The 19682-nt window shown below is 66.6% G+C and carries 24 protein-coding genes; 21 read left to right on the top strand and 3 right to left on the bottom strand.

Going from position 1 to position 19682, the window contains the following annotated elements:
* Nucleotides 1–70 precede the first annotated feature (70 nt).
* The 3 genes from MRBLWH12_RS03560 (at nt 71) to MRBLWH12_RS03570 (ending at nt 1922) form a co-directional block, all read left to right on the top strand.
* Nucleotides 71–673, top strand: coding sequence for a histidine phosphatase family protein (locus MRBLWH12_RS03560; protein ID WP_363546191.1), 603 nt, complete (start codon nt 71–73; stop codon nt 671–673).
* A gap of 68 nt (nt 674–741) precedes the next feature.
* Nucleotides 742–1482, top strand: coding sequence for a 4-hydroxy-tetrahydrodipicolinate reductase (gene dapB, locus MRBLWH12_RS03565; RefSeq protein ID WP_341975097.1), 741 nt, complete (start codon nt 742–744; stop codon nt 1480–1482).
* Nucleotides 1482–1922 carry a hypothetical protein gene (locus MRBLWH12_RS03570; RefSeq protein ID WP_363551293.1) on the top strand — a complete coding sequence of 147 codons (441 nt, stop codon included), beginning with the start codon at nt 1482–1484 and terminating at the stop codon, nt 1920–1922. The genes dapB and MRBLWH12_RS03570 overlap by 1 nt, the downstream gene beginning before the upstream one ends.
* Nucleotide 1923: 1 nt before the next feature.
* On the opposite strand, the gene MRBLWH12_RS03575 is transcribed toward MRBLWH12_RS03570, so the two are convergent.
* From MRBLWH12_RS03575 to MRBLWH12_RS03585, 3 genes are all read right to left on the bottom strand, one after another.
* On the bottom strand, nt 1924–2349 hold the full coding sequence (locus MRBLWH12_RS03575; protein WP_341975096.1) for an OsmC family peroxiredoxin: 426 nt from the start codon (nt 2347–2349) through the stop codon (nt 1924–1926).
* 82 nt (nt 2350–2431) lie between these two features.
* Nucleotides 2432–3010, bottom strand: coding sequence for a DUF4395 domain-containing protein (locus MRBLWH12_RS03580; RefSeq protein ID WP_363546195.1), 579 nt, complete (start codon nt 3008–3010; stop codon nt 2432–2434).
* 21 nt (nt 3011–3031) lie between these two features.
* Nucleotides 3032–3445 carry a thioredoxin family protein gene (locus MRBLWH12_RS03585; RefSeq protein ID WP_363546198.1) on the bottom strand — a complete coding sequence of 138 codons (414 nt, stop codon included), beginning with the start codon at nt 3443–3445 and terminating at the stop codon, nt 3032–3034.
* Nucleotides 3446–3552: 107 nt separating this feature from the next.
* Between MRBLWH12_RS03585 and MRBLWH12_RS03590 the strand changes: the two genes are divergently transcribed.
* The 18 genes from MRBLWH12_RS03590 to MRBLWH12_RS03675 all read left to right on the top strand — a co-directional run bounded on the left by MRBLWH12_RS03590 (nt 3553) and on the right by MRBLWH12_RS03675 (nt 19674).
* Nucleotides 3553–4362: a thymidylate synthase gene (locus tag MRBLWH12_RS03590; RefSeq protein WP_341975093.1), complete on the top strand. Its 810-nt coding sequence runs from the start codon at nt 3553–3555 to the stop codon at nt 4360–4362.
* Nucleotides 4359–4835 carry a dihydrofolate reductase gene (locus tag MRBLWH12_RS03595; RefSeq protein WP_363546201.1) on the top strand — a complete coding sequence of 159 codons (477 nt, stop codon included), beginning with the start codon at nt 4359–4361 and terminating at the stop codon, nt 4833–4835. Before MRBLWH12_RS03590 ends, MRBLWH12_RS03595 begins: the two co-directional genes overlap by 4 nt.
* Nucleotides 4835–5596 carry an SDR family NAD(P)-dependent oxidoreductase gene (locus MRBLWH12_RS03600; protein ID WP_363546204.1) on the top strand — a complete coding sequence of 254 codons (762 nt, stop codon included), beginning with the start codon at nt 4835–4837 and terminating at the stop codon, nt 5594–5596. The genes MRBLWH12_RS03595 and MRBLWH12_RS03600 overlap by 1 nt, the downstream gene beginning before the upstream one ends.
* Nucleotides 5597–5646: 50 nt before the next feature.
* Nucleotides 5647–6078 (top strand): EF-Tu/IF-2/RF-3 family GTPase, encoded by a 432-nt coding sequence (locus MRBLWH12_RS03605; RefSeq protein ID WP_363546207.1) that lies wholly within the window; start codon nt 5647–5649, stop codon nt 6076–6078.
* A 28-nt stretch (nt 6079–6106) separates the two neighbouring features.
* On the top strand, nt 6107–7084 hold the full coding sequence (gene dapA / locus MRBLWH12_RS03610) for a 4-hydroxy-tetrahydrodipicolinate synthase (protein WP_341975089.1): 978 nt from the start codon (nt 6107–6109) through the stop codon (nt 7082–7084).
* Nucleotides 7085–7152: 68 nt separating this feature from the next.
* Nucleotides 7153–8829 carry a ribonuclease J gene (locus MRBLWH12_RS03615; protein ID WP_363546210.1) on the top strand — a complete coding sequence of 559 codons (1677 nt, stop codon included), beginning with the start codon at nt 7153–7155 and terminating at the stop codon, nt 8827–8829.
* A 23-nt stretch (nt 8830–8852) separates the two neighbouring features.
* Entirely contained in the window at nt 8853–9344 is a 492-nt protein-coding gene (locus tag MRBLWH12_RS03620; RefSeq protein WP_363546213.1) for a GNAT family N-acetyltransferase, read from the top strand.
* A 66-nt stretch (nt 9345–9410) separates the two neighbouring features.
* A complete protein-coding gene (locus MRBLWH12_RS03625) occupies nt 9411–12125 on the top strand; it encodes a DNA translocase FtsK (protein WP_363546216.1) in 2715 nt (904 codons plus the stop codon).
* Entirely contained in the window at nt 12125–12718 is a 594-nt protein-coding gene (pgsA, locus tag MRBLWH12_RS03630; protein WP_363546219.1) for a CDP-diacylglycerol--glycerol-3-phosphate 3-phosphatidyltransferase, read from the top strand. Before MRBLWH12_RS03625 ends, pgsA begins: the two co-directional genes overlap by 1 nt.
* Nucleotides 12715–13203, top strand: a complete 489-nt coding sequence (locus tag MRBLWH12_RS03635; protein ID WP_363546222.1) for a CinA family protein — start codon at nt 12715–12717, stop codon at nt 13201–13203. The genes pgsA and MRBLWH12_RS03635 overlap by 4 nt, the downstream gene beginning before the upstream one ends.
* Before the next feature lie 168 nt (nt 13204–13371).
* Nucleotides 13372–13680, top strand: a complete 309-nt coding sequence (locus MRBLWH12_RS03640) for a helix-turn-helix domain-containing protein (protein ID WP_102191905.1) — start codon at nt 13372–13374, stop codon at nt 13678–13680.
* An 18-nt stretch (nt 13681–13698) separates the two neighbouring features.
* The gene (locus tag MRBLWH12_RS03645; protein ID WP_341975083.1) at nt 13699–13923 is read left to right on the top strand and encodes a DUF3046 domain-containing protein; all 225 of its coding nucleotides are present in this window, start codon (nt 13699–13701) and stop codon (nt 13921–13923) included.
* A 269-nt stretch (nt 13924–14192) separates the two neighbouring features.
* Entirely contained in the window at nt 14193–15245 is a 1053-nt protein-coding gene (recA, locus tag MRBLWH12_RS03650; RefSeq protein ID WP_341975082.1) for a recombinase RecA, read from the top strand.
* A gap of 2 nt (nt 15246–15247) precedes the next feature.
* Nucleotides 15248–16009 (top strand): regulatory protein RecX, encoded by a 762-nt coding sequence (locus tag MRBLWH12_RS03655; RefSeq protein WP_363546226.1) that lies wholly within the window; start codon nt 15248–15250, stop codon nt 16007–16009.
* Between the two features lie 82 nt (nt 16010–16091).
* Nucleotides 16092–17639: a tRNA (N6-isopentenyl adenosine(37)-C2)-methylthiotransferase MiaB gene (miaB, locus tag MRBLWH12_RS03660; RefSeq protein ID WP_363546229.1), complete on the top strand. Its 1548-nt coding sequence runs from the start codon at nt 16092–16094 to the stop codon at nt 17637–17639.
* Nucleotides 17632–18594, top strand: a complete 963-nt coding sequence (miaA, locus tag MRBLWH12_RS03665) for a tRNA (adenosine(37)-N6)-dimethylallyltransferase MiaA (protein ID WP_414684919.1) — start codon at nt 17632–17634, stop codon at nt 18592–18594. The genes miaB and miaA overlap by 8 nt, the downstream gene beginning before the upstream one ends.
* A 38-nt stretch (nt 18595–18632) precedes the next feature.
* A complete protein-coding gene (locus MRBLWH12_RS03670; RefSeq protein WP_363546232.1) occupies nt 18633–19163 on the top strand; it encodes a dihydrofolate reductase family protein in 531 nt (176 codons plus the stop codon).
* Nucleotides 19164–19227: 64 nt separating this feature from the next.
* Nucleotides 19228–19674 (top strand): GNAT family acetyltransferase, encoded by a 447-nt coding sequence (locus tag MRBLWH12_RS03675; protein ID WP_363546235.1) that lies wholly within the window; start codon nt 19228–19230, stop codon nt 19672–19674.
* Nucleotides 19675–19682 lie beyond the last annotated feature (8 nt).

Genomic DNA, 19682 nt, shown 5'->3' on the forward strand with positions numbered 1-19682 from the left:
CACGCTTGTCATATGCGTGGCATATGGTGGAACGACGCCCAGCGAATGCGGGCGACGAAGCGAGCGAGTTGTGACGCACTATATATATCTGGTCAGACATGGTGAACATCAGGATGCCGAGCACGGCCTCACCGATGGACCTCTTTCGCCACGGGGGCAGCGTCAGGCGGAATTGATCGCCGACCGGCTCTCCGGGCTCCCGCTCGACGCCGTATGGCATTCCCCGTTGCTGCGGGCGAACGAGACGGCGAGAGCCATCGCCGCGCGGCTGCCCTCTGTCGACCCGGAGCCGACGGCGCTGCTGTTCGACTGCGTTCCCACTGGCATGACGGAGGAGACCCCTGCGGCTTTCGAGCCGTTCTTCGGGTCGATCACCGAGGCCGAGATCGATGCGGGTCGCGCGCAGATGGCCGACGCGGTGAACGAGTTCCTGGTGCGCAAGACCGGTGAAGTCCACGAGGTGCTCATCACCCACAACTTCGTGATTTCGTGGTTCGTGCGCGAGGTGTTGGGAACGCCGGAGTGGCGCTGGATGACGCTGAACCAGGCGCATTGTGGCCTCACCGTGATCGCGCAGAAGCAGGGGCGCCCGTGGACGCTGCTGACCCACAACGACACCGGTCATCTCCCGGTCGAACTTCGCACCGGTGTCCCTGACGCGATGCCGGTCTGATTCAGAGACTCGTGCGATGCCGCCGCGCCGCGCGGACGGCGAAGCATGCAGCGAAATAGACTGGACGCATGACCACGCAGGTAGCACTCGTCGGCGGAACAGGGAAGCTCGGCACGATCATCAACGGCGTGATCGACGAACTCGAGGGTTTCGAGGTCAGCCGTGTCCTGACTTCCGCGAGTGACCTTTCCGAGCTCGACGGTGCGGATCTTGTCGTCGATGCGTCCACCCCGCAGGTGAGCATCGACATCGTCCGCGCGTCGGTCGAACGCGGCATCAACGTGCTGGTCGCGACCTCCGGCTGGTCGTCGGAGCGGATCGCCCTGATCCGTCCCCTCGTGGAGGCCGCCGGCACCGGTGCTGTCTTCATCCCGAACTTCTCCCTCGGCTCGGTGCTGGGGTCGGCACTCGCTGCCGCAGCCGCGCCGTTCTTCGACTCGGCCGAGATCGTCGAGGCGCATCGGGAGACGAAGATCGACTCTCCCAGCGGTACCGCGGTCCGAACCGCTGAGCTCATCGCTGCAGCCCGCGCGGAGCAGGGGCCGGTGAGCGCCCCGCACGCCGACCAGCGTGCCCGTGGTCAGCAGGTCGGCACCGTGCCCATCCACTCGCTGAGGCGCCCGGGCGTCGTCGCCAAGCAGGACGTGATCCTCTCCGGCCCGGGAGAGTCGCTGACGTTCACGCATGACACGATCGAGCCGGCGCTGGCCTATGCGCCCGGCATCCGCCTCGCCGTGCCGTTCGCCCTGAACGCCACCGGCGTCGTGGTGGGTCTGGAGAACATGATCGACATCGGCATCCGCTCGTGATGTCACGCATCGGCGTCGGCCTGATGGGCGCCGCCCTGCTGCTCTACCTCGCGGTCGCGGTCTGGCTCGCGGTGATGTTCATCGCGGTCGGAACGCCGGTGTCTATCGGGATGGGCGTCGCGCTCGTCGTCCTGGCGCCACTGGGCGCCTGGGCTCTGATCCGTGAGATGCAGTTCGGATTCGCCGCGGACCGGCTCGGACGTACGCTCGACGCCGAGGGCGGGATGCCGGAGGCGGAGACGGAACTCACTCCCAGTGGTCGCGTGGCTCGGGCGGATGCGGAGCCGCTGCTGGCCCGTTACACGGCCGAGGCGGACGCTGCGCCGGAGGAATGGCGCGCCCGCTACCGCCTGGGCGTGGTGCAGGACGCTGCCGGGCATCGCAAGGACGCCCGGGCCAGCATCCGCTCGGCGATCCGCCTGGAGCGGATCGCCCGGTAGATCAGGCCAGAGTCGCCTCGAGGGTGATCTCGATCGCCGCGAGTGCCTGAGAGACCGGGCAACCGGCCTTCGCGCCGTTCGCAAGCTCCTGGAACTTCTCCGGGGTGATCCCGGCGACCACGGCGTTCACGTTGAGGTGACTGCCGGTGATCCCGGTACCCGGCTTGAACGTCACGGAGGCCGTGGTGTTGAGACGCTCCGGCGGGGTGCCGTTCTCAGCCAGCATGTTGGAGAACGCCATGCTGAAGCAGGACGCGTGTGCGGCGGCGATCAGCTCTTCCGGCGTGGTCGTGGTGTCGCTGCCCTCGCTGCGGGCCTTCCAGTCGATCGGGAAAGTGCCGAGCTTCGACGACGAGAACGCGACGGTGCCCGACCCCTCGAAGAGAGATCCGGTCCAGGTGGCGGCGGCTTCACTGGTGACGGGCATGATTCCTCCGGTTCTCGCGCTCCCATGGGCGGTAGCGCTGTCTCGCCAGCCTATCGAGCGAGCACAGGGGAGGGAACCGGATTCAGGCGGCAGATGGTGCGCGGCCGACGACTCCGGCGCGCTGCAGCAGCAGATAGATCTGGCAGCCGAGGCAGAAGGCGAACGCGGCGTTGAGGAATGCGGCGATGAAGGCTGCGGCTGTGGCGATCGGCAGTGCCCAGGGCACCCCGGCCAGATGCAGCACCAGCCCGATACCGACCACGAAGAGACCGACGCCCTGCGCGAATCGCGGGGGACGCGGGTCCTCCAGCTCGCTCGGCGGCGAGAGACGGGGGCGGATGGCGCGACGGAACAGCACGCCCCACGGCGCCGTCGTCGGCGAGACGACGCTCCACAGGAAGAGGAGTGCGATCACGAGGGTGAGCAGGAAGCCTGGATCGAGGGCGCGCTGGCCGATGCCGGCCGCCTGGATCGCCCAGTCGCCACCGGGTACGAACGTGGCGTCGGCCAGCGGCTGATAGGCGAACCAGCCGAACGCGGCCGGTCCTCTCGCCGTCGAGATCCCGATCAGCCCGAGGAATGTCGCGAGAAGCAGTAATGCTGCCGTAACGCTCGCGGCGAAGCGCGGACCGCGGGGGTCGATGCCTGCGGGAGTGGTCATCTCTGCTCCTGTCTGCGCGCCTCAGACGGCGGCGAGGGCCTCGGTGAGTGCGTGCCGGTGCGGCACGCCGTGGAAACGGGCGCGGACGCGCCCGGCATCGTCCACGAGGAAGGTGGTCGGCGTCTGCAGCACCTTGTACCGCGCCGACAGGTCGGGGCGGTGCGTGAGGTCCACCTCGATGTGCCGGAGGCCGTCGTGGTGCTCGGCATAGCTGTGCAGCATCCGCCGCACGTGGGGGCACCGCGTGCACATCTCGGTGCTGAACTGCACGAGCGTCGCCCTCGAGCCGCGCGCGGATTCGGAGACATCGGCCGGGTGCAACCGCAGTTCCCCTGCATCCACCCGTCGTCCTTCGCGGCGGCGCAGCACCACACCGAGGAGAACGGTGAGCACGAGGAGTGCTCCCGCGACCGCGAGTGCGATTTCAGGCGACATGGATCGAGAGTACGACGCGGATCGGCAGGTGCGGGCCGTTGTTTCCGACCATGACGATCGCGCGCCCCGTGCCCCTCCTCCACACGGGTGCGGGTATCGTGGCAGTCATGAGCGCAGCCGTCCCGACGCCGTATGAAGACCTGCTCCGCGACGTGCTGGAGTCCGGCACGCACAAGTCGGATCGCACCGGCACCGGGACCACGAGCGTCTTCGGCCGGCAGATCCGCTTCGACCTCGCGCAGGGGTTCCCGCTGATCACGACGAAGCGCGTGCATTTCAAGTCGATCGCGTACGAACTGCTCTGGTTCCTCCGCGGCGATTCGAATGTGCGCTGGCTGCAGGAGAACGGCGTCACGATCTGGGATGAGTGGGCGGATGCCTCCGGCGACCTGGGCCCGGTCTACGGCGTCCAATGGCGCTCGTGGCCGACGCCCGACGGGGAGAGCATCGATCAGCTCTCCGACGTCATCGAGCAGATCCGTCGCACTCCCGACTCGCGACGCCTGATCGTCTCCGCCTGGAATCCGGCCGATATCCCGGACATGGCGCTCGCCCCGTGCCATGCGCTGTTCCAGTTCTACGTCGCCGACGGCAAGCTCTCCTGCCAGCTGTATCAGCGCAGCGCCGATCTCTTCCTCGGCGTTCCGTTCAACATCGCCTCCTATGCGCTGCTCACGATGATGATCGCCCAGCAGGTCGGTCTCGAACCCGGCGACTTCGTCTGGACCGGCGGCGACTGCCACATCTACGACAACCACGTCGATCAGGTGCGCGAGCAGCTCACCCGCGACGCATACCCCTACCCGAAGCTGCGGTTCGCCCGCACCCCGGAGTCGATCTCCGACTACCGCTTCGATGACTTCGTGGTGGAGGACTATCAGCACCACGCGCCGATCCGAGCGGCGGTCGCCGTATGACGTGGGTCGGCCTCGTCTGGGCCGAGGCGGACGGCGGGGTCATCGGCGCCGAGGGCGGCATGCCGTGGCATGTGCCGGAGGATCTCGCCCATTTCAAAGAGGTCACCCTCGGTGCCCCGGTCGTGATGGGGCGGAAGACCTGGGATTCGCTGCCCGAGCGCTTCCGGCCGCTGGCTGGCCGGGAAAACATCGTGATCACGCGCCAGCAGGATTGGGCAGCGGACGGAGCGCGCCGCGCGGCGACCGTCACGGAGGCCGTACGCGGACAGGATCGCGTGTGGATCATCGGTGGAGCCGAGATCTTCCGACAGGTGATCGGCGATGCCGATCGGCTCGAGGTCACCGAACTCGATCTCCAGGTCGCCGGCGATGCGTACGCGCCATCGAAGGCCGGATGGCGACTCGTTGACGAGGGGGAGTGGCAGACCTCCCGCACCGGCGTCCGCTACCGCTTCCTGGGGTACGAGCGCTGATGCCCACCGCACTGATCACCGGGGCGAGCGCAGGGCTCGGGGCGGAGTTCGCCCGTCAGCTCGCGCGTCGTCAGGCGGATCTGATCCTCGTGGCACGCTCGGCCGAGAACCTGGAATCGCTGGCTGCCGAGTTGCGCAGTGCGCACGGTGTCGCGGTGGAAGTGGTGCCGGCCGATCTCACTGACGAGGCGGAGCTCGAGCGGGTGGCATCGCTGCTGACGGATGCCGACGCGCCAGTGGATCTGCTCATCAACAACGCCGGCTTCGGGCTGTCGTTGCGGTTCGCCGACAATGATCTCGCCGATGAGGTGCGTCACCTGCGTCTCCACGTCGAGGCGCCGATGCGCCTCACGCACGCCGCGCTGCAAGGAATGCGTGGTCGCGGAGGTCGGATCGTGAACGTGGCGTCCGTGGCCGCATTCATCCCGCGTTCGACCTATTCCGCATGCAAGGCATGGCTCGTCGGCTTCAGCCGCTGGGCGAATGTCGAATACGCGCGTGACGGAGTCACCGTCACCGCGCTGTGCCCTGGCTTCACGCACACCTCGTTCCACGAGCAGATGGGGCTGCCGCCGGGCCAGGAGGGGGTTCCCTCGTGGATGTGGCTGGATGCTCGAGCAGTGGTGCGACAGGGGCTCCGCGACGCTGCGCTCGGACGATCGGTGTCGGTGCCGTCGTGGCGCTACAAGGCGATCGTCGCCCTCACCCGAGTGCTCCCGGCGTCGTTGCTCGCCGGCGCCGGCCGCCGCGGTCGCTTCTGAGCTCGAGCAGGGCGAGCGGTCCGGGCGGGGCATTCCCTAGGATCGACCGCATGGGCTGGTTGTTCGGGAAGAAGCGTGATCCACAGGATGCCGGCGATATTCTCCGCCGCTACAACGAGGCGGAGGCCGCTCGCCTGACGGCCATGGTGGAGGGCGTCGCCGTCGAGGCGAGACCAGCGAGTCCCGTGTTCTCCCCGTCGCAGTACACGTCGGGAGGGGAACTGGCGGTCGAGGATGTGTTCACGATCACGGGCCGAGGAATCGTCGCGACCGGAACAGTCTCCGCTGGCACCGTCCGCGTCGACGACACCGTCGTCATCCTTCGCCGAGGCGCCGAGCACGCGGTTTCCCGCATCACGGCCGTAGAGCTCTTCGGCAAGCGGTCGAGCGAAGCATCCGAGGGCGTGAATGCCGGGCTTGTGCTGAGCGGGAAGGTCAGCGTCGCGCGCGGTGACGTGATCAGGGTCGTTCCGTCTGGGTGAGCGGCATCCGAAACGATACGCTGGGACCATGACGCACTCGGGTAATCCATTCGGACAGGTTCTCGTCGCGCTCGTCACTCCGATGACGGCCGACGGCGAAGTCGACTGGCCCGCCGTCGAGAAGCACATCGATGACGTCATCACCGCGGGTGCGGACGGCATCGTTGTGACGGGAACGACCGGTGAAACCTCGACCCTGACCGACCCCGAGAAGCTCAAGCTCGTCGAGGTCGGCAAGTCAGTCGCCGCCGGACGCGCGAAGATCATCACCGGGGGCGGGTCGAACGAGACAGCCCACGCGATCGAGCTCTACAAGGCCAGCGAGAAGGCCGGCGCGGACGGCATCATGATCGTCACGCCGTACTACAACAAGCCCACCCAGGCCGGCATCCTGACGCACTTCCGCATGGTCGCGGACGCGACCGACCTGCCGGTGATCCTCTACGACATCCCGGGTCGCACCGGTGTGCCGATCAAGTACGAGACGATCATGCGCCTGGCCAAGCACCCCAACATCCTCGCCGTGAAAGACGCCAAGGGCGACTTCTCCGAGGTCAGCCGCGTGCTCAATCAGACCGACCTGATGTACTTCTCGGGTGACGACGCCAACGTGCTTCCGCACCTCTCGATCGGCGCAGCCGGTCTCATCGGCGTCACAGCGAACGTCGCCGCGGCCCCGTACCGTGCCATCGTCGACGCGGTGAACCGTGGAGACCTGGCCGCCGCCACGGCCGAGCACAAGCGCCTCGAGCCGCTCGTCCGTGCGGTCATGACCCACGTTCCGGGCACCGTGGCTGCGAAGTACATCCTGCACGGCCTCGGCCGTATTTCCAGCCCGCGCGTCCGCCTGCCCCTGGTGGGGCCGGAGGAGTGGGAAGCCGCGCTCATCGAGGACGAACTCGACCTCGTGAACGATGTGCCCGGTGCCGACTTCTCCAACTTCCGCCCCGACCGCAACGCGGCTGCGGGCGGCGCACTTCCGAAGGTGCACGGCACCACGCGCTGAGACATCGGGCGCTGAGACGCGCCCTCATGAACGAACGGACGCGCACAGCGTCCGAAAGAGGAGACAGCATGTCCATCCCCGTCGCAGAACCCGCACCGCTCGCAGAAGGGACGTTGCGCGTCATCCCGATCGGTGGGCTCGGCGAGATCGGCCGCAACATGACCGTCTTCGAATACGACGGCAAGATCCTGATCGTGGACTGCGGCGTGCTGTTCCCCGAGGAGCACCAGCCCGGTGTCGATCTGATCCTGCCCGACTTCGAGCCGATCCGCGATCGCCTCGACGACATCGTCGGGGTGGTCCTCACGCACGGCCACGAAGATCACATCGGCGCCGTCCCGTACCTGCTGCGTCTGAAGAGCGACATTCCGCTGATCGGATCCGGGCTCACGCTCGCCCTCGTCGAGGCGAAGCTCAAGGAACATCGGATCAAGGCCTACACCCTCACTGTCAAGGAGGGGGAGCGCGAGCAGGTCGGTCCGTTCGACCTCGAGTTCGTCGCGGTCAACCACTCGATTCCGGATGCTCTGGCGATCGCCATCCGAACGCCGGCCGGTCTCGTGCTCGCCACCGGCGACTTCAAGATGGACCAGCTCCCGCTGGACGGACGGATCACCGACCTTCGTGCATTCGCCCGCCTCGGCGAGGAGGGAGTCGATCTGTTCCTGGTCGACTCCACGAATGCCGACGTGCCAGGCTTCACCCCCACGGAGCGCTCGATCGGACCGGTGCTCGATCAGGTGATCGGCAAGGCTCCTCGCCGTGTGATCGTGGCGAGCTTCTCCAGCCACATCCACCGCGTGCAGCAGGTGCTCGATGCTGCAGCCGCGCACGGTCGCCGGGTCGCGCTGCTCGGGCGGAGCATGGTCCGGAACATGACGATCGCCGCAGACCTCGGGTACCTCACAGTGCCGGACGGCGTCCTGATCGACTACAAGAAGGCGCGCGACCTCCCGGACGACAAGATCGTCTTCATGTCGACGGGATCGCAGGGCGAGCCGATGGCGGTGCTCAGCCGCATGGCGAATCGCGATCACGCGATCGAGGTGGGCGAGGGTGACACGGTCATCCTGGCGTCCAGCCTGATCCCCGGCAACGAGAACGCGGTCTACCGCGTCATCGACGGTCTCACGCGACTCGGCGCCAACGTGGTGCACAAGGCCAATGCCAAGGTCCACGTCTCCGGCCACGCCGCCGCGGGCGAGCTGATCTATTGCTACAACATCCTCAAGCCGAAGAACGTTCTCCCTGTGCACGGCGAGTCCCGGCACCTCTACGCCAACGCGAAGCTCGCGCAGGAGACCGGGATCCCGGAAGAGCGCACGTTCATCGCCGCCAACGGCACGGTGATCGACCTCAAGGACGGCGAAGCCCGGGTGGCCGGCCAGCTGGACATCGGCTTCGTGTACGTCGACGGCTCCACCGTCGGCGAGATCACGGATGCCGACCTCAAGGACCGCCGGATCCTGGGTGAAGAGGGTTTCATCTCCGTGATCGTCGTGGTCGACGCCAGCACCGGCCGCATCATCTCCGGACCGGAGATCCATGCACGCGGCGTCGCCGAGGACGACTCGGTGTTCGATGACATCACACCGAAGATCATCGCGGCGCTCAAGGAGGCATCCGGCAACGGCGTGCACGACACGCATGCGCTGTCGCAGATCATCCGGCGCACGATCGGTCGCTGGGTGAACCAGAAGCTGCGTCGTCGCCCGATGATCGTGCCGCTCGTCATCGAGGCGTAACACGAGGTCGCTACACTCGCCGCATGTCCGCGTTCCGCGTTCGTCCAGCAGCGGTGTCCGATGGCGGGTTCCTCGCCGAGATGGTCGTCGAGGCTGCCAACTGGCAGCTCGACGACGTCCGTCCGAGGCATGAGGTGATCGCCAGCGCAGAGTACCGCCGGTATCTCTCGGGATGGATGCGCCCTGGAGATGCCGGCTTCCTCGCGCTGGACGAGTTCGAAGAGCCGATCGGCGCGGCGTGGTATCGGACCCTGCCGCGCAGCGATCCCGGCTTCGGATACGTCGGCACCGGGATTCCCGAGCTCATCATCGGGGTGCGGCCGATCTGGCGAGCCAGGGGAGTCGGGCGTGCTCTGATCCGTGAGGTCGGCGTTCACGCTCGTGCGGCCGGCTATCGCCTGATCAGCCTGAGCGTGCAGCAAGGCAACCATGCCGCAGCCCTGTATCGTTCCGAGGGTTTTGCCGTGACCGAGAGCGGTCCGGTCCGCGACATCATGGTGAAGCGCCTCGGCTGAGCGGAGAATCCGCGGAAAGCCGCGTCATTACGCGGAAACGTCGGTGCCGGGACGTAGCGTGAGTGCATGGCCAGGAGCACCACGAAATCCGAGCGCGCGTCTGCGAGCGCATCGCCTCGCCCGAAGCGGCAGGCGGCTCCGAAGGCTCAAGCCGCGCCCAAGAAGTACATCGACGCGATCGACAAGCCTCCGGTGGCTGTACGTGCGTGGATCGGGCTCGCCCACGGTGTGGGCGGGCTGTTCCGCGCGTTCGGACCGGAGAACCTCGAGAAGGACGACCGTCGTGACGGCTTCCCCTTCCTGCTCGTGCTGCTGGCGGCCGCCGGCGCGGTGAACGAGTGGTTCTTCATCGGCAACGAGGTCGCGGCGAACATCAGCGCCTTCTCGGTCGGTGCACTCATCGGCCGTGCCGCGTTTGTGATGCCGGTGCTGCTGCTCCTGCTCGCCGGCTGGCTGTTCCGGCATCCGTCCTCCGTGCACGACAACGGGCGCATCGGGATCGGATTCGGGCTCTTCATCCTTTCGCTTGCGGGCTTCTGCCACGTCGCAGGCGCCCGTCCCCAGCCCAAGGAGGGGATGCTCGCCATAAGCGAGTCCGGCGGGCTCTTCGGCTGGATGCTGGGTGAGCCGCTCGCCTTCCTGAGCCCGGTCGTCGCCTACATCGTGCTGTCGCTGCTCGCCGTACTGAGCGTGCTGATCCTCACCAAGACGCCGCCGAATCGCATCGGAACCCGTCTCGGCGACCTGTACGCCTGGATGTTCGACGCCGAGCGCCCCGAGAAACCCGCGAAGAACGCGGCGGCGATCGATGAAGAAGACAAGGTCGACGATCCGGATGTGCTGCCGTGGTGGCGCCGGAACAAGACCGGTCGTGAAGAGGATCCCGACGAGGGAACCCTCGGCTCCGACGACATCACGGCACTGCTCTCCACCACGGACGTCACTCCGGCGTACGACCAGGCCGTGATCGTCGCCGATCCTTACGACGCCGCCACCGAAGTGCTCTCGGACGTGCGCTCCGTCACCGATGCCCTCGCCGAGCAGCAGACGACGGCTCTGCTCGACGACGCCTCTGACACCGGCGAACAGCCTGAGCTTCCTGGTCTCGACGGCTTCGGCACCGCGGGACCGGGGGAGCGGGGTCCACAGGCACCGGTCGCCCCCTACATCCTGCCCTCGCCAGGTGTGCTCAGCGAAGGGCCGCCCTCTGTGGTGCGTTCCGAGGCGACCGACAAGGTCATCGAGCAGATCACGAACGTGCTCACCCAGTTCAAGGTCGACGCCAAGGTCACCGGCTTCTCGCGCGGTCCGACGGTGACGCAGTACGAGGTCGAGGTCGGCCACGGCGTCAAGGTCGAGAAGATCCTCCAGCTGAGCAACAACTTCGCGTATGCGGTGGCCTCGAACGATGTGCGCATCCTCTCGCCGATCCCCGGCAAGAGCGCGATCGGCATCGAGATCCCGAACGCCGACAAGGAGATGGTCGCGCTCGGCGACGTCCTGCGATCCCCGGCGGCGCAGAAGAGCACGCATCCGATGACGATCGGCGTCGGCAAGGATGTCGGCGGAAACATCGTCATCGCGAACCTCGCCAAGATGCCGCACCTCCTGGTCGCCGGTTCCACCGGCTCGGGAAAGTCCAGCTTCGTGAACTCGATGATCACGAGCCTGTTGATGCGCGCCCGGCCGACGGATGTGCGCATGGTGCTGATCGACCCCAAGCGCGTCGAGCTCACCAGCTACGCCGGTGTGCCGCACCTGATCACGCCCATCATCACGAACCCCAAGAAGGCCGCCGAAGCGCTGCAATGGGTCGTGAAGGAGATGGACATGCGGTACGACGACCTCGCGTCGTTCGGCTTCCGCCATATCGACGACTTCAACCGCGCGGTGCGCGCCGGCGAGGTGGAGGTGCCGGTCGGCAGTGAGCGTGTACTCAAGCCGTACCCGTATCTGCTGGTCGTCGTCGACGAGCTCGCCGACCTGATGATGGTCGCTCCTCGTGATGTCGAGGACTCGATCGTCCGTATCACCCAGCTCGCCCGTGCCAGCGGCATCCACCTCGTCCTCGCCACGCAGCGACCGAGCGTCGACGTCGTCACCGGTCTGATCAAGGCCAACGTGCCCTCTCGACTCGCGTTCGCCGTGACCAGCGTCACCGACAGCCGTGTCATCCTCGACAGCCCCGGCGCAGACAAGCTCATCGGGCAGGGCGACGCGCTCTTCTCGCCGATGGGGTCGTCCAAGCCGTTCCGCCTTCAGGGCGCCTGGGTCGATGAGAAAGAGATCGAAGCGGTCGTCAAACACGTCACCCGCCAGGCGCGGCCGGAGTACCGCTCCGACGTGCAGGAGACCGTCGAGCACAAGAAGAAGGACGTCGACGAGGACATCGGCGACGATCTCGAACTGCTGCTCGCCGCCGCAGAACTCATCGTCTCGACGCAGTTCGGCTCGACCTCGATGCTGCAGCGCAAGCTCCGGGTCGGCTTCGCCAAGGCCGGACGCCTGATGGATCTGCTTGAATCCCGAGAGATCGTCGGCCCGTCCGAAGGGTCGAAGGCCCGTGATGTGTTGGTGACAGCCGAGCAGCTGGCGGATGTCATGGCCAAGCTCCGCGGCGACGACGCGCCGTCTGCTCCTGCTCCTGCACCTGCGGTTCCGGCTCCCGCCTCAGGCTTCCGCGAAGTCGATCCTGTCGAAGCGCAATTCGCAGGCCTGCCGGTCGTCGAATCCGAGGGCGACGGCGACGAAGACGCCTGGGGCCTGACGGGTCGCGACTGATGGCGATTCCCCGGCAGCTGCCGAACGCGATCACGATCGCCCGCATCCCCCTTGCGGTCGTCTTCTTCGTCCTCCTCCTCCTCGGCGGCACGTACGGCCTCCCCGGCCTCGCCCTTCGGTGGACAGCGGCGGTCCTCTTCATCGTTGCGATCTCGACCGACTGGGTCGACGGGTACCTGGCGCGCAAGTACGACATCGTCAGCGACTTCGGCAAGCTGTGGGACCCGATCGCCGACAAGCTGCTCACCGGTGCCGGATTCATCGGCCTCGCGGTGCTCGGCGAGCTCGGTGCGTTCGGCTGGTGGTTCGTCGCGATCATCCTCGTCCGGGAGTGGGGCATCACGATCCATCGCTTCATGGTGGCGAAACAGCACATCGTCGCCGCAGCGTGGATGGGCAAGCTCAAGACCGCGGTGCAGGGCGTCGCGCTGTCGTGGGCGCTGCTCCCGCTGCACGTGCTGATCGGCCTCGACGCCTGGGTTCTCATCACCGCCGTGCTGATGGCCGCCGTGCTGGTCCTGACGGTGGCCAGCGGTATCGACTACATCGTCGCGCAGGTTCGCGGCGGTCGCCAGGACCAGCCGGCCTCATGACGACGGCGAACGCCGCTGCGCTTCTCGAACTGCTGCGGGCGCGCGCGCTGAGTCTCGGCGTCGCCGAGTCCCTGACGGGTGGCGCGATCGCGGCGGAGATCGTGTCCGTGCCCGGCGCTTCCGATGTCTTCCGCGGTGGCATCGTGGCCTACGCCACTCCGGTCAAGCACACGCTGCTCGGGGTCGACGCCGAGCTGCTCGAGGAGCATGGACCGGTGCATCCCGAAGTGGCGCTGCAGATGGCTGACGGCGTGCGTCGTGCGCTCTCGGTCGCAGGGTTTCCGGCGGACGTCGGCATCGCGACCACCGGTATCGCCGGACCGGATTCGCCGGACGGTCAACCGGTGGGTACGGTGCACATCGGCGTCGTCGCTCCCGGGATCAAGATCTCTCGAATGTTCGTCTTCGAGGGGGACCGGGCGGCCGTTCGCCAGCAGTCGGTCGACGCCGCGCTCTCGTCCGCGTTGGCCGCGCTCCGGGAATAGCAGTCATCGCATCGCTGTTGTCGATGGTGTGCGGCTCACACCACGTCCCTTGTCAAGGTCCTTCACAACGAAACCACAGCGAGAAACAGTAGATTTAATGGAGTCAGGTCGGGTTAGACTGGCGATCCCTCGGAGGATTCCGGGGATGGCGATGGAGAGGGGGTTCTGATGATTCTTGTTCGACAGGAAATCGGCGATGTGCTCAGGGACTTCCGCCTGCAGAAGGGCCGTACCCTTCGTCAGGTAGCGGGCAAAGCCTCGGTAGCACTCGGTTACCTCAGTGAGGTCGAGCGCGGGCAGAAAGAGGCGTCCAGCGAGATCCTCGCGTCCGTCGCCGATGCACTCGATGTGCCGATCTCGACGATCATGCGCGAAGTAGGCGATCGCATCTCGGTCCTTGAGGGAATCCAGGTCTTCCCGGACGTCGTCCCGGACGACCTCGTTGCATCGATCGAGCCGCAGCTCTCCCTCCACTGAGTCGACGCCGGAACCTCGATGCGTCGCAGTGAGTTTCTTCGCGCCGTCGAAGGCGAGTTCTCGGGGCGCGCTTCGTCGTTGCTGAACGATCTGGTGCTCACCGCTCTCGGTGGCCGGACGGCCCTGGAAGCGCTCGATCTGGGGCTGCCACCGCGTGACATCTGGCTCGCTCTTTGCGAGGAGATGGATGTGCCGCCGGAGCGCCGCTACGGCGCCGGCCGTCTGGAGCCGCGCAAGCGCTGACTCGATCTCGTACTGATCCATGCGTGCGGGCGACGACGTTCCGATTGCGGCGTGTCGTCGAATATCTGTTCGAAGCGGGCGTAGTCTTCTGCACAGATGGTTTCGAGACTTGTCTCTCCACAGTTCGCGGGTTCGCCGACACGATGTCGGAGGCCCCTCCTACGGTGAAGACATGGCTCAGAGCCATACGCCTTGTCGGAGAGTTCGTCCCAGCCGGGTCGGCCGCGACAGCCTACAGGCGGCACCACGCGAGCAGAAGGAAGCACATCATGCCATCACCCGCCGACCGCGAGAAGTCCCTGGAAACAGCCCTCGCTCAGATCGACCGGCAGTTCGGAAAGGGCTCGGTCATGCGGCTGGGCAGCGATGACCGCGCACCCGTCGCCGTCATCCCCACCGGCTCCATCGCCCTCGACGTCGCCCTCGGAGTGGGCGGCCTGCCGCGTGGCCGCATCGTCGAGATCTACGGCCCTGAGTCGTCGGGTAAGACGACGCTCACGCTGCACGCGATCGCCAACGCGCAGCGCGCAGGCGGCATCGCCGCCTTCATCGACGCCGAGCACGCGCTCGACCCCGACTACGCGGCGAAGCTCGGCGTCGACATCGATGCCCTTCTCGTCTCGCAGCCCGACACCGGAGAGCAGGCGCTCGAGATCGCCGACATGCTCGTGCGTTCCGGAGCCATCGACCTCATCGTCATCGACTCCGTGGCGGCGCTTGTGCCCCGTGCCGAGATCGAGGGCGAGATGGGCGACTCGCACGTGGGTCTGCAGGCTCGCCTCATGTCGCAGGCGCTGCGCAAGCTCACCGGTGGCCTGAACCAGACCAACACCACCATGATCTTCATCAACCAGCTGCGTGAGAAGATCGGCGTCTTCTTCGGATCGCCGGAGACGACCGCCGGTGGCAAGGCGCTGAAGTTCTACGCATCGGTGCGGCTCGACATCCGTCGTATCGAGACTCTGAAGGACGGCACCGACGCTGTCGGAAACCGCACCAGGGTCAAGGTCGTGAAGAACAAGATGGCTCCGCCGTTCAAGCAGGCCGAGTTCGACATCCTGTACGGCATCGGCATCTCCCGTGAGGGAAGCCTGATCGACTTCGGCGTCGAGCACGGCATCGTGAAGAAGTCGGGCTCCTGGTACACATACGACGGCGACCAGCTCGGTCAGGGCAAGGAGAATGCGCGTACGTTCCTCCTCAAGAACCCTGACATCGCTCTGGCGATCGAGACTCAGATCAAGCAGAAGCTCGGTATCGGCGCGGCGGCGCCGGCGGCTGCTGCTGCGGCAGACGAGCTCGCAGAGCGTCGACCGGCCTGATCATGATCGGTGAGAACGGGGGCGAAGCGGGCGGAAACGTGGATCGTCTCGCCCCCGTCATTCCGCTCTTCGGCGCGAAGAAAGCGTCGGAGGCGTCTTCCGGAGGGCGAGACGAGGGCACACCGAGCGATCGGCATCCCGCTCGCGGCACCGCAGAGCGGCACACGGCTCCGCGTCTGCGGGCATTGCACCCACACGCGGATTCGGAAGAGGGAACATCCGACGCCGAGGGTGCGGAGAGTCAGACCCCTGATCCTGAGGAGACCCGCAAGGTCGCCGAGGAGGCGCTGGTTCGAAAACTGCGCACCAGATCGCTCTCGGTCTCCGAGTCCCGAATTGTGCTGAAGGGATATTCGCTCGAGTCTTCGCAGATCGACGACGTGATCGACGACTTCTGCCGGCGCGGGTACCTGGATGATGCGATCCTCGCCGGACACCTCGTCATCTCCGGTGTCGAACGGAAAGGATTGGGGCGGGTGGCGCTGTCTCGAGCACTCGCGCAACGGGGAATCCCGCGCGACGTCATCGCAGCGGCGCTCGACGAGGTTCCAGACGATGACGACGAACGCGCGTTGGACTTCGCCCGTACGAAGGCACGGTCATTGTCGCGCCTCGATCATGACACCGCCCTTCGCCGGCTCGTCGGGCAGCTGTCCCGGCGGGGGTACAACGGCTCGGTCGCGATGAAGGCCGCACGCACCGCGCTGACCGAGGCGTCGTTCGGGCAGCCCTCCTCCGGTGTGCGGTTCGTGGATTCGGACTGAACACCTTTCATTCAGTCGGCGCGCACGGAGCGGCATCGTTCGCAGGGCTTCTACGTCGGAGCGCTCGTACAATGGGATGACCATGACTATCCCGCGCAGCGAACCGACGATCATCAGCGCTTCGTCGGCGGCCATTGACGTCGACGGCCGACAGCGATCCTACGAAGTGCGCACCTTCGGGTGCCAGATGAACGTGCACGACTCGGAGCGGCTCTCCGGATCCCTGGAGAGCGCTGGGTACGTGCGCGCTGTCGACGGCGCCGAGGCCGATGTCGTCATCATCAACACCTGCGCGGTGCGCGACAACGCTGCGGGCAAGCTCTACGGCACTCTCGGGCACCTCGCGTCGGTCAAGCGTCGCAAAGATGGCATGCAGATCGCTGTGGGCGGCTGTCTGGCTCAGATGGACAAGCAGGCCGTGCTCGACAAGGCGCCATGGGTCGACGTCGTCTTCGGCACCCACAACATGGGTTCTCTTCCCGGCCTGCTCGAACGCGCGCGCCACAACGGTGAAGCCGAGCTCGAGATCCTGGAGTCGCTCGACGTCTTCCCGTCGACGCTGCCGACCAAGCGGGACTCAGCGCACAGTGGTTGGGTGTCGATCTCGGTCGGCTGCAACAACACCTGCACGTTCTGCATCGTGCCGAGCCTGCGTGGCAAGGAGAAGGACCGCCGCCCTGGCGACATCCTGAACGAGATCCGCCTCCTCGTCGACGACGGAGCGATCGAGGTCACCCTCCTCGGACAGAACGTCAACTCGTACGGCGTCGAGTTCGGTGACCGCCACGCATTCGGAAAGCTCCTGCGTGCCGCCGGCGAGATCGACGGCCTGGAGCGCATCCGGTTCACGAGCCCGCATCCCGCGGCCTTCACCGACGACGTGATCGACGCAATGGCCGAGACCGAGGCCGTGATGCCGCAACTGCACATGCCGTTGCAATCGGGCAGCGACCGCATCCTGAAGGCGATGCGCCGCTCGTACCGCAGCGAGCGGTTCCTCGGCATCCTCGACCGCGTGCGCGAGCGCATCCCGCTGGCGTCGATCACCACCGACATCATCGTGGGCTTCCCCGGCGAGACGGACGAGGACTTCGAAGACACCATGCGCGTCGTCGAACAGTCGCGGTTCTCCGGGGCATTCACCTTCCAGTACTCCATTCGTGAGGGCACCCCCGCGGCGACGATGGAAGATCAGGTGCCGAAGGAGATCGTCCAGGAACGGTACAACCGGCTCATCGCCCTGCAGGAGCGCATCTCACTCGAGGAGAACCAGAAGCAGGTCGGTCGCGAGGTCCGAGTGCTGGTGTCGACGGGCGAGGGCAAGAAGGACGCGGAGACGCACCGTCTCACCGGTCGGGCCGAGGACAACCGCCTCGTGCACTTCGAGGTGACTCCGGGCTCCGACCTCCCTCGTCCCGGTGATGTCGTCACCGTGACGATCACCCACGCCGCTCCGTTCCACCTGCTTGCTGACGACCCGACCGGACAGCCCCTGCAGATCCGCCGCACGCGCGGCGGCGACGCGTGGGATCGCTCGCAGTCCGAATCCTGCGCGGTTCCCGCCCCGTCCGGCGACGGAGCACCCCGCGCGGTCGTGCTCGGACTGCCCACGCTCCGCATCGGTGTCTGATTCCACCTCGGTGACCAGCTCCGTCGAAGGGACCGGTTCGCCCGCCGACGGGCCGCGTCTCTGGGCGATCGTCGGCGCGACGGGAACAGGCAAGAGCGACCTTGCTCTCGATCTCGCCGAGTCACTCAGAGCGAACGGCAATCCGGCCGAGGTCGTGAACGCCGATGCCATGCAGCTGTATCGCGGCATGGACATCGGCACGGCGAAGCTGGCACCGCAGGAGCGCCGAGGCATCCCGCATCATCTCTTCGACGTGCGCGAGGTCACCGAGGAGGCTGCCGTCGCCTGGTATCAGCCGCTCGCGCGGGCGGCGATCGCCGACATCCACGCTCGAGGCGGCGACGCGATCCTGGTGGGCGGCTCCGGGCTGTACGTGTCCAGTGTGATCTTCGACTTCCGTTTCCCCCCGCGTGACGCGGTGGTCCGGGCGCGATTGGAGAATGAGCTCGAGGAAGCCGGGACAGCAGTGCTGCTGGAGCAGCTTCGCGTCCTCGATCCGGAGACGGCCGCTCGGATCGACCCGAAGAACGGGCGACGGATCATCCGCGCACTGGAAGTCATCGAACAGGGGGCCGAGACGCATGGCGCTGCCCTTCCGGACAAACCGGTGGTGTGGCATCCGCGCACCCGGTTGATCGGCCTCCGTGTCGATCGGGCAGAACTCGTCGAGCGACTCGATGCACGGGTCGACCGTATGTGGGCGACGGGCCTCGTCGATGAGGTCGTCACCCTCCGCGAGCAGGGCCTCGAGCACGGCGTGACCGCCAGTCGCGCCATCGGATACGCGCAGGCCCTCGGACAGCTCAACGGGACGATGAGCGAATCCGAGGCGATCGCGCAGACACAGTCGCTCACTCGCCGCTACGCGCGGCGCCAGGTGTCCTGGTTCAAGCGGTATCCCGACCTCGAGTGGCATGAGCATCCTGTCGATCCGGCAGGGCTGCTCGCACGCTGATCCTGGCGGATGTCCGACGCCGGTGCGACGCTGGAGCCATGACCACCTCCTACTACACCGCGTCCAGCCTCGACGGATTCATCGCGACCGCTGAGCACTCCCTCGACTGGCTGCTGAAGCAGGACATCGACCAGAACGGACCGATGGCCTACACCGAGTTCGAGAAGAGCATCGGAGCCTTGGCGATGGGGGCGTCCACCTACGAGTGGGTGCTTCGCCACACCGAAGGCGAGCCCTGGGGGTACGCGCAGCCGACCTGGGTGTTCACGCATCGTGAGTTGCCTGTTCCCGACGGCGCCGACGTCCGGTTCGTGCGTGGCGACGTCCGTGCCGTGCACGCCGAGATGTCTGCTGCGGCCGGTGAACGAGATCTCTGGGTCGTCGGTGGGGGAGAGCTGGTCGGCCAGTTCTCCGATGCGGGATTGATCGATGAGATCTGGGTGCAGTACGCCCCGGTGACGCTGGGATCAGGTGCGCCGTTGCTTCCTCGAACACTCGACCTCGAGCTTCTGGAAGTGGCACGCAACCGCAACTTCATGTGCGGGAGATACCGGGTCGTCCGCGACTGAAGGGTGCGCGAAGCGCCTCTAGACTCGGATGCGCCGGATCCGAGGCCCGGCGGGAAGGTCCACGATGAACTGGCGGATTCGCGCATTCCAACCGCAGGACACAGAGGGCGTGGTCTCGCTGTGGGAAGAAGCGGGCCTCACCCGCCCGTGGAATGATCCTCGCCTCGACATCGAGCGCAAGATGTCTGTGCAGCCCGAGCTCTTTCTCGTCGCCGGCATTGCGGCGCTGGAGAGCGCGGATGCCGAGCGCATCATCGGAACGGTGATGGCGGGTTATGACGGTCATCGCGGCTGGCTGTACTACCTCGCCACCGCGGACGCTCATCGCGGGCAGGGGATCGCACGAAGTCTCGTCGCGGAGGCGGAACGGCTTCTTCTTGCCATGGGCTGCCCGAAGGTGCAGTTGATGGTCCGGGGCGGCAACGACGAGGTGCTGGGGTTCTACGATCGGCTCGGGTACGAGCGGTTCACCGTGTCCAACACCGGCAAGCGGCTGATCGCTGACGCATAGACGCGAAC

This window comes from Microbacterium sp. LWH12-1.2 (assembly GCF_040675825.1).
Lineage (GTDB): Bacteria > Actinomycetota > Actinomycetes > Actinomycetales > Microbacteriaceae > Microbacterium.

Excerpts from the sequence above, each read along its gene's own strand:
- dapB (WP_341975097.1), top strand. The coding sequence starts at position 742 with ATGACCACGCAGGTAGCACTCGTCGGCGGAACAGGGAAGCTCGGCACG.
- MRBLWH12_RS03570 (WP_363551293.1), top strand. The coding sequence starts at position 1,482 with ATGTCACGCATCGGCGTCGGCCTGATGGGCGCCGCCCTGCTGCTCTAC.
- MRBLWH12_RS03575 (WP_341975096.1), bottom strand. The coding sequence starts at position 2,349 with ATGCCCGTCACCAGTGAAGCCGCCGCCACCTGGACCGGATCTCTCTTC.
- MRBLWH12_RS03580 (WP_363546195.1), bottom strand. The coding sequence starts at position 3,010 with ATGACCACTCCCGCAGGCATCGACCCCCGCGGTCCGCGCTTCGCCGCG.
- MRBLWH12_RS03585 (WP_363546198.1), bottom strand. The coding sequence starts at position 3,445 with ATGTCGCCTGAAATCGCACTCGCGGTCGCGGGAGCACTCCTCGTGCTC.
- MRBLWH12_RS03590 (WP_341975093.1), top strand. The coding sequence starts at position 3,553 with ATGAGCGCAGCCGTCCCGACGCCGTATGAAGACCTGCTCCGCGACGTG.
- MRBLWH12_RS03595 (WP_363546201.1), top strand. The coding sequence starts at position 4,359 with ATGACGTGGGTCGGCCTCGTCTGGGCCGAGGCGGACGGCGGGGTCATC.
- MRBLWH12_RS03600 (WP_363546204.1), top strand. The coding sequence starts at position 4,835 with ATGCCCACCGCACTGATCACCGGGGCGAGCGCAGGGCTCGGGGCGGAG.
- MRBLWH12_RS03605 (WP_363546207.1), top strand. The coding sequence starts at position 5,647 with ATGGGCTGGTTGTTCGGGAAGAAGCGTGATCCACAGGATGCCGGCGAT.
- dapA (WP_341975089.1), top strand. The coding sequence starts at position 6,107 with ATGACGCACTCGGGTAATCCATTCGGACAGGTTCTCGTCGCGCTCGTC.
- MRBLWH12_RS03615 (WP_363546210.1), top strand. The coding sequence starts at position 7,153 with ATGTCCATCCCCGTCGCAGAACCCGCACCGCTCGCAGAAGGGACGTTG.
- MRBLWH12_RS03620 (WP_363546213.1), top strand. The coding sequence starts at position 8,853 with ATGTCCGCGTTCCGCGTTCGTCCAGCAGCGGTGTCCGATGGCGGGTTC.
- MRBLWH12_RS03625 (WP_363546216.1), top strand. The coding sequence starts at position 9,411 with ATGGCCAGGAGCACCACGAAATCCGAGCGCGCGTCTGCGAGCGCATCG.
- pgsA (WP_363546219.1), top strand. The coding sequence starts at position 12,125 with ATGGCGATTCCCCGGCAGCTGCCGAACGCGATCACGATCGCCCGCATC.
- MRBLWH12_RS03635 (WP_363546222.1), top strand. The coding sequence starts at position 12,715 with ATGACGACGGCGAACGCCGCTGCGCTTCTCGAACTGCTGCGGGCGCGC.
- MRBLWH12_RS03640 (WP_102191905.1), top strand. The coding sequence starts at position 13,372 with ATGATTCTTGTTCGACAGGAAATCGGCGATGTGCTCAGGGACTTCCGC.
- MRBLWH12_RS03645 (WP_341975083.1), top strand. The coding sequence starts at position 13,699 with ATGCGTCGCAGTGAGTTTCTTCGCGCCGTCGAAGGCGAGTTCTCGGGG.
- recA (WP_341975082.1), top strand. The coding sequence starts at position 14,193 with ATGCCATCACCCGCCGACCGCGAGAAGTCCCTGGAAACAGCCCTCGCT.
- MRBLWH12_RS03655 (WP_363546226.1), top strand. The coding sequence starts at position 15,248 with ATGATCGGTGAGAACGGGGGCGAAGCGGGCGGAAACGTGGATCGTCTC.
- miaB (WP_363546229.1), top strand. The coding sequence starts at position 16,092 with ATGACTATCCCGCGCAGCGAACCGACGATCATCAGCGCTTCGTCGGCG.
- MRBLWH12_RS03670 (WP_363546232.1), top strand. The coding sequence starts at position 18,633 with ATGACCACCTCCTACTACACCGCGTCCAGCCTCGACGGATTCATCGCG.
- MRBLWH12_RS03675 (WP_363546235.1), top strand. The coding sequence starts at position 19,228 with ATGAACTGGCGGATTCGCGCATTCCAACCGCAGGACACAGAGGGCGTG.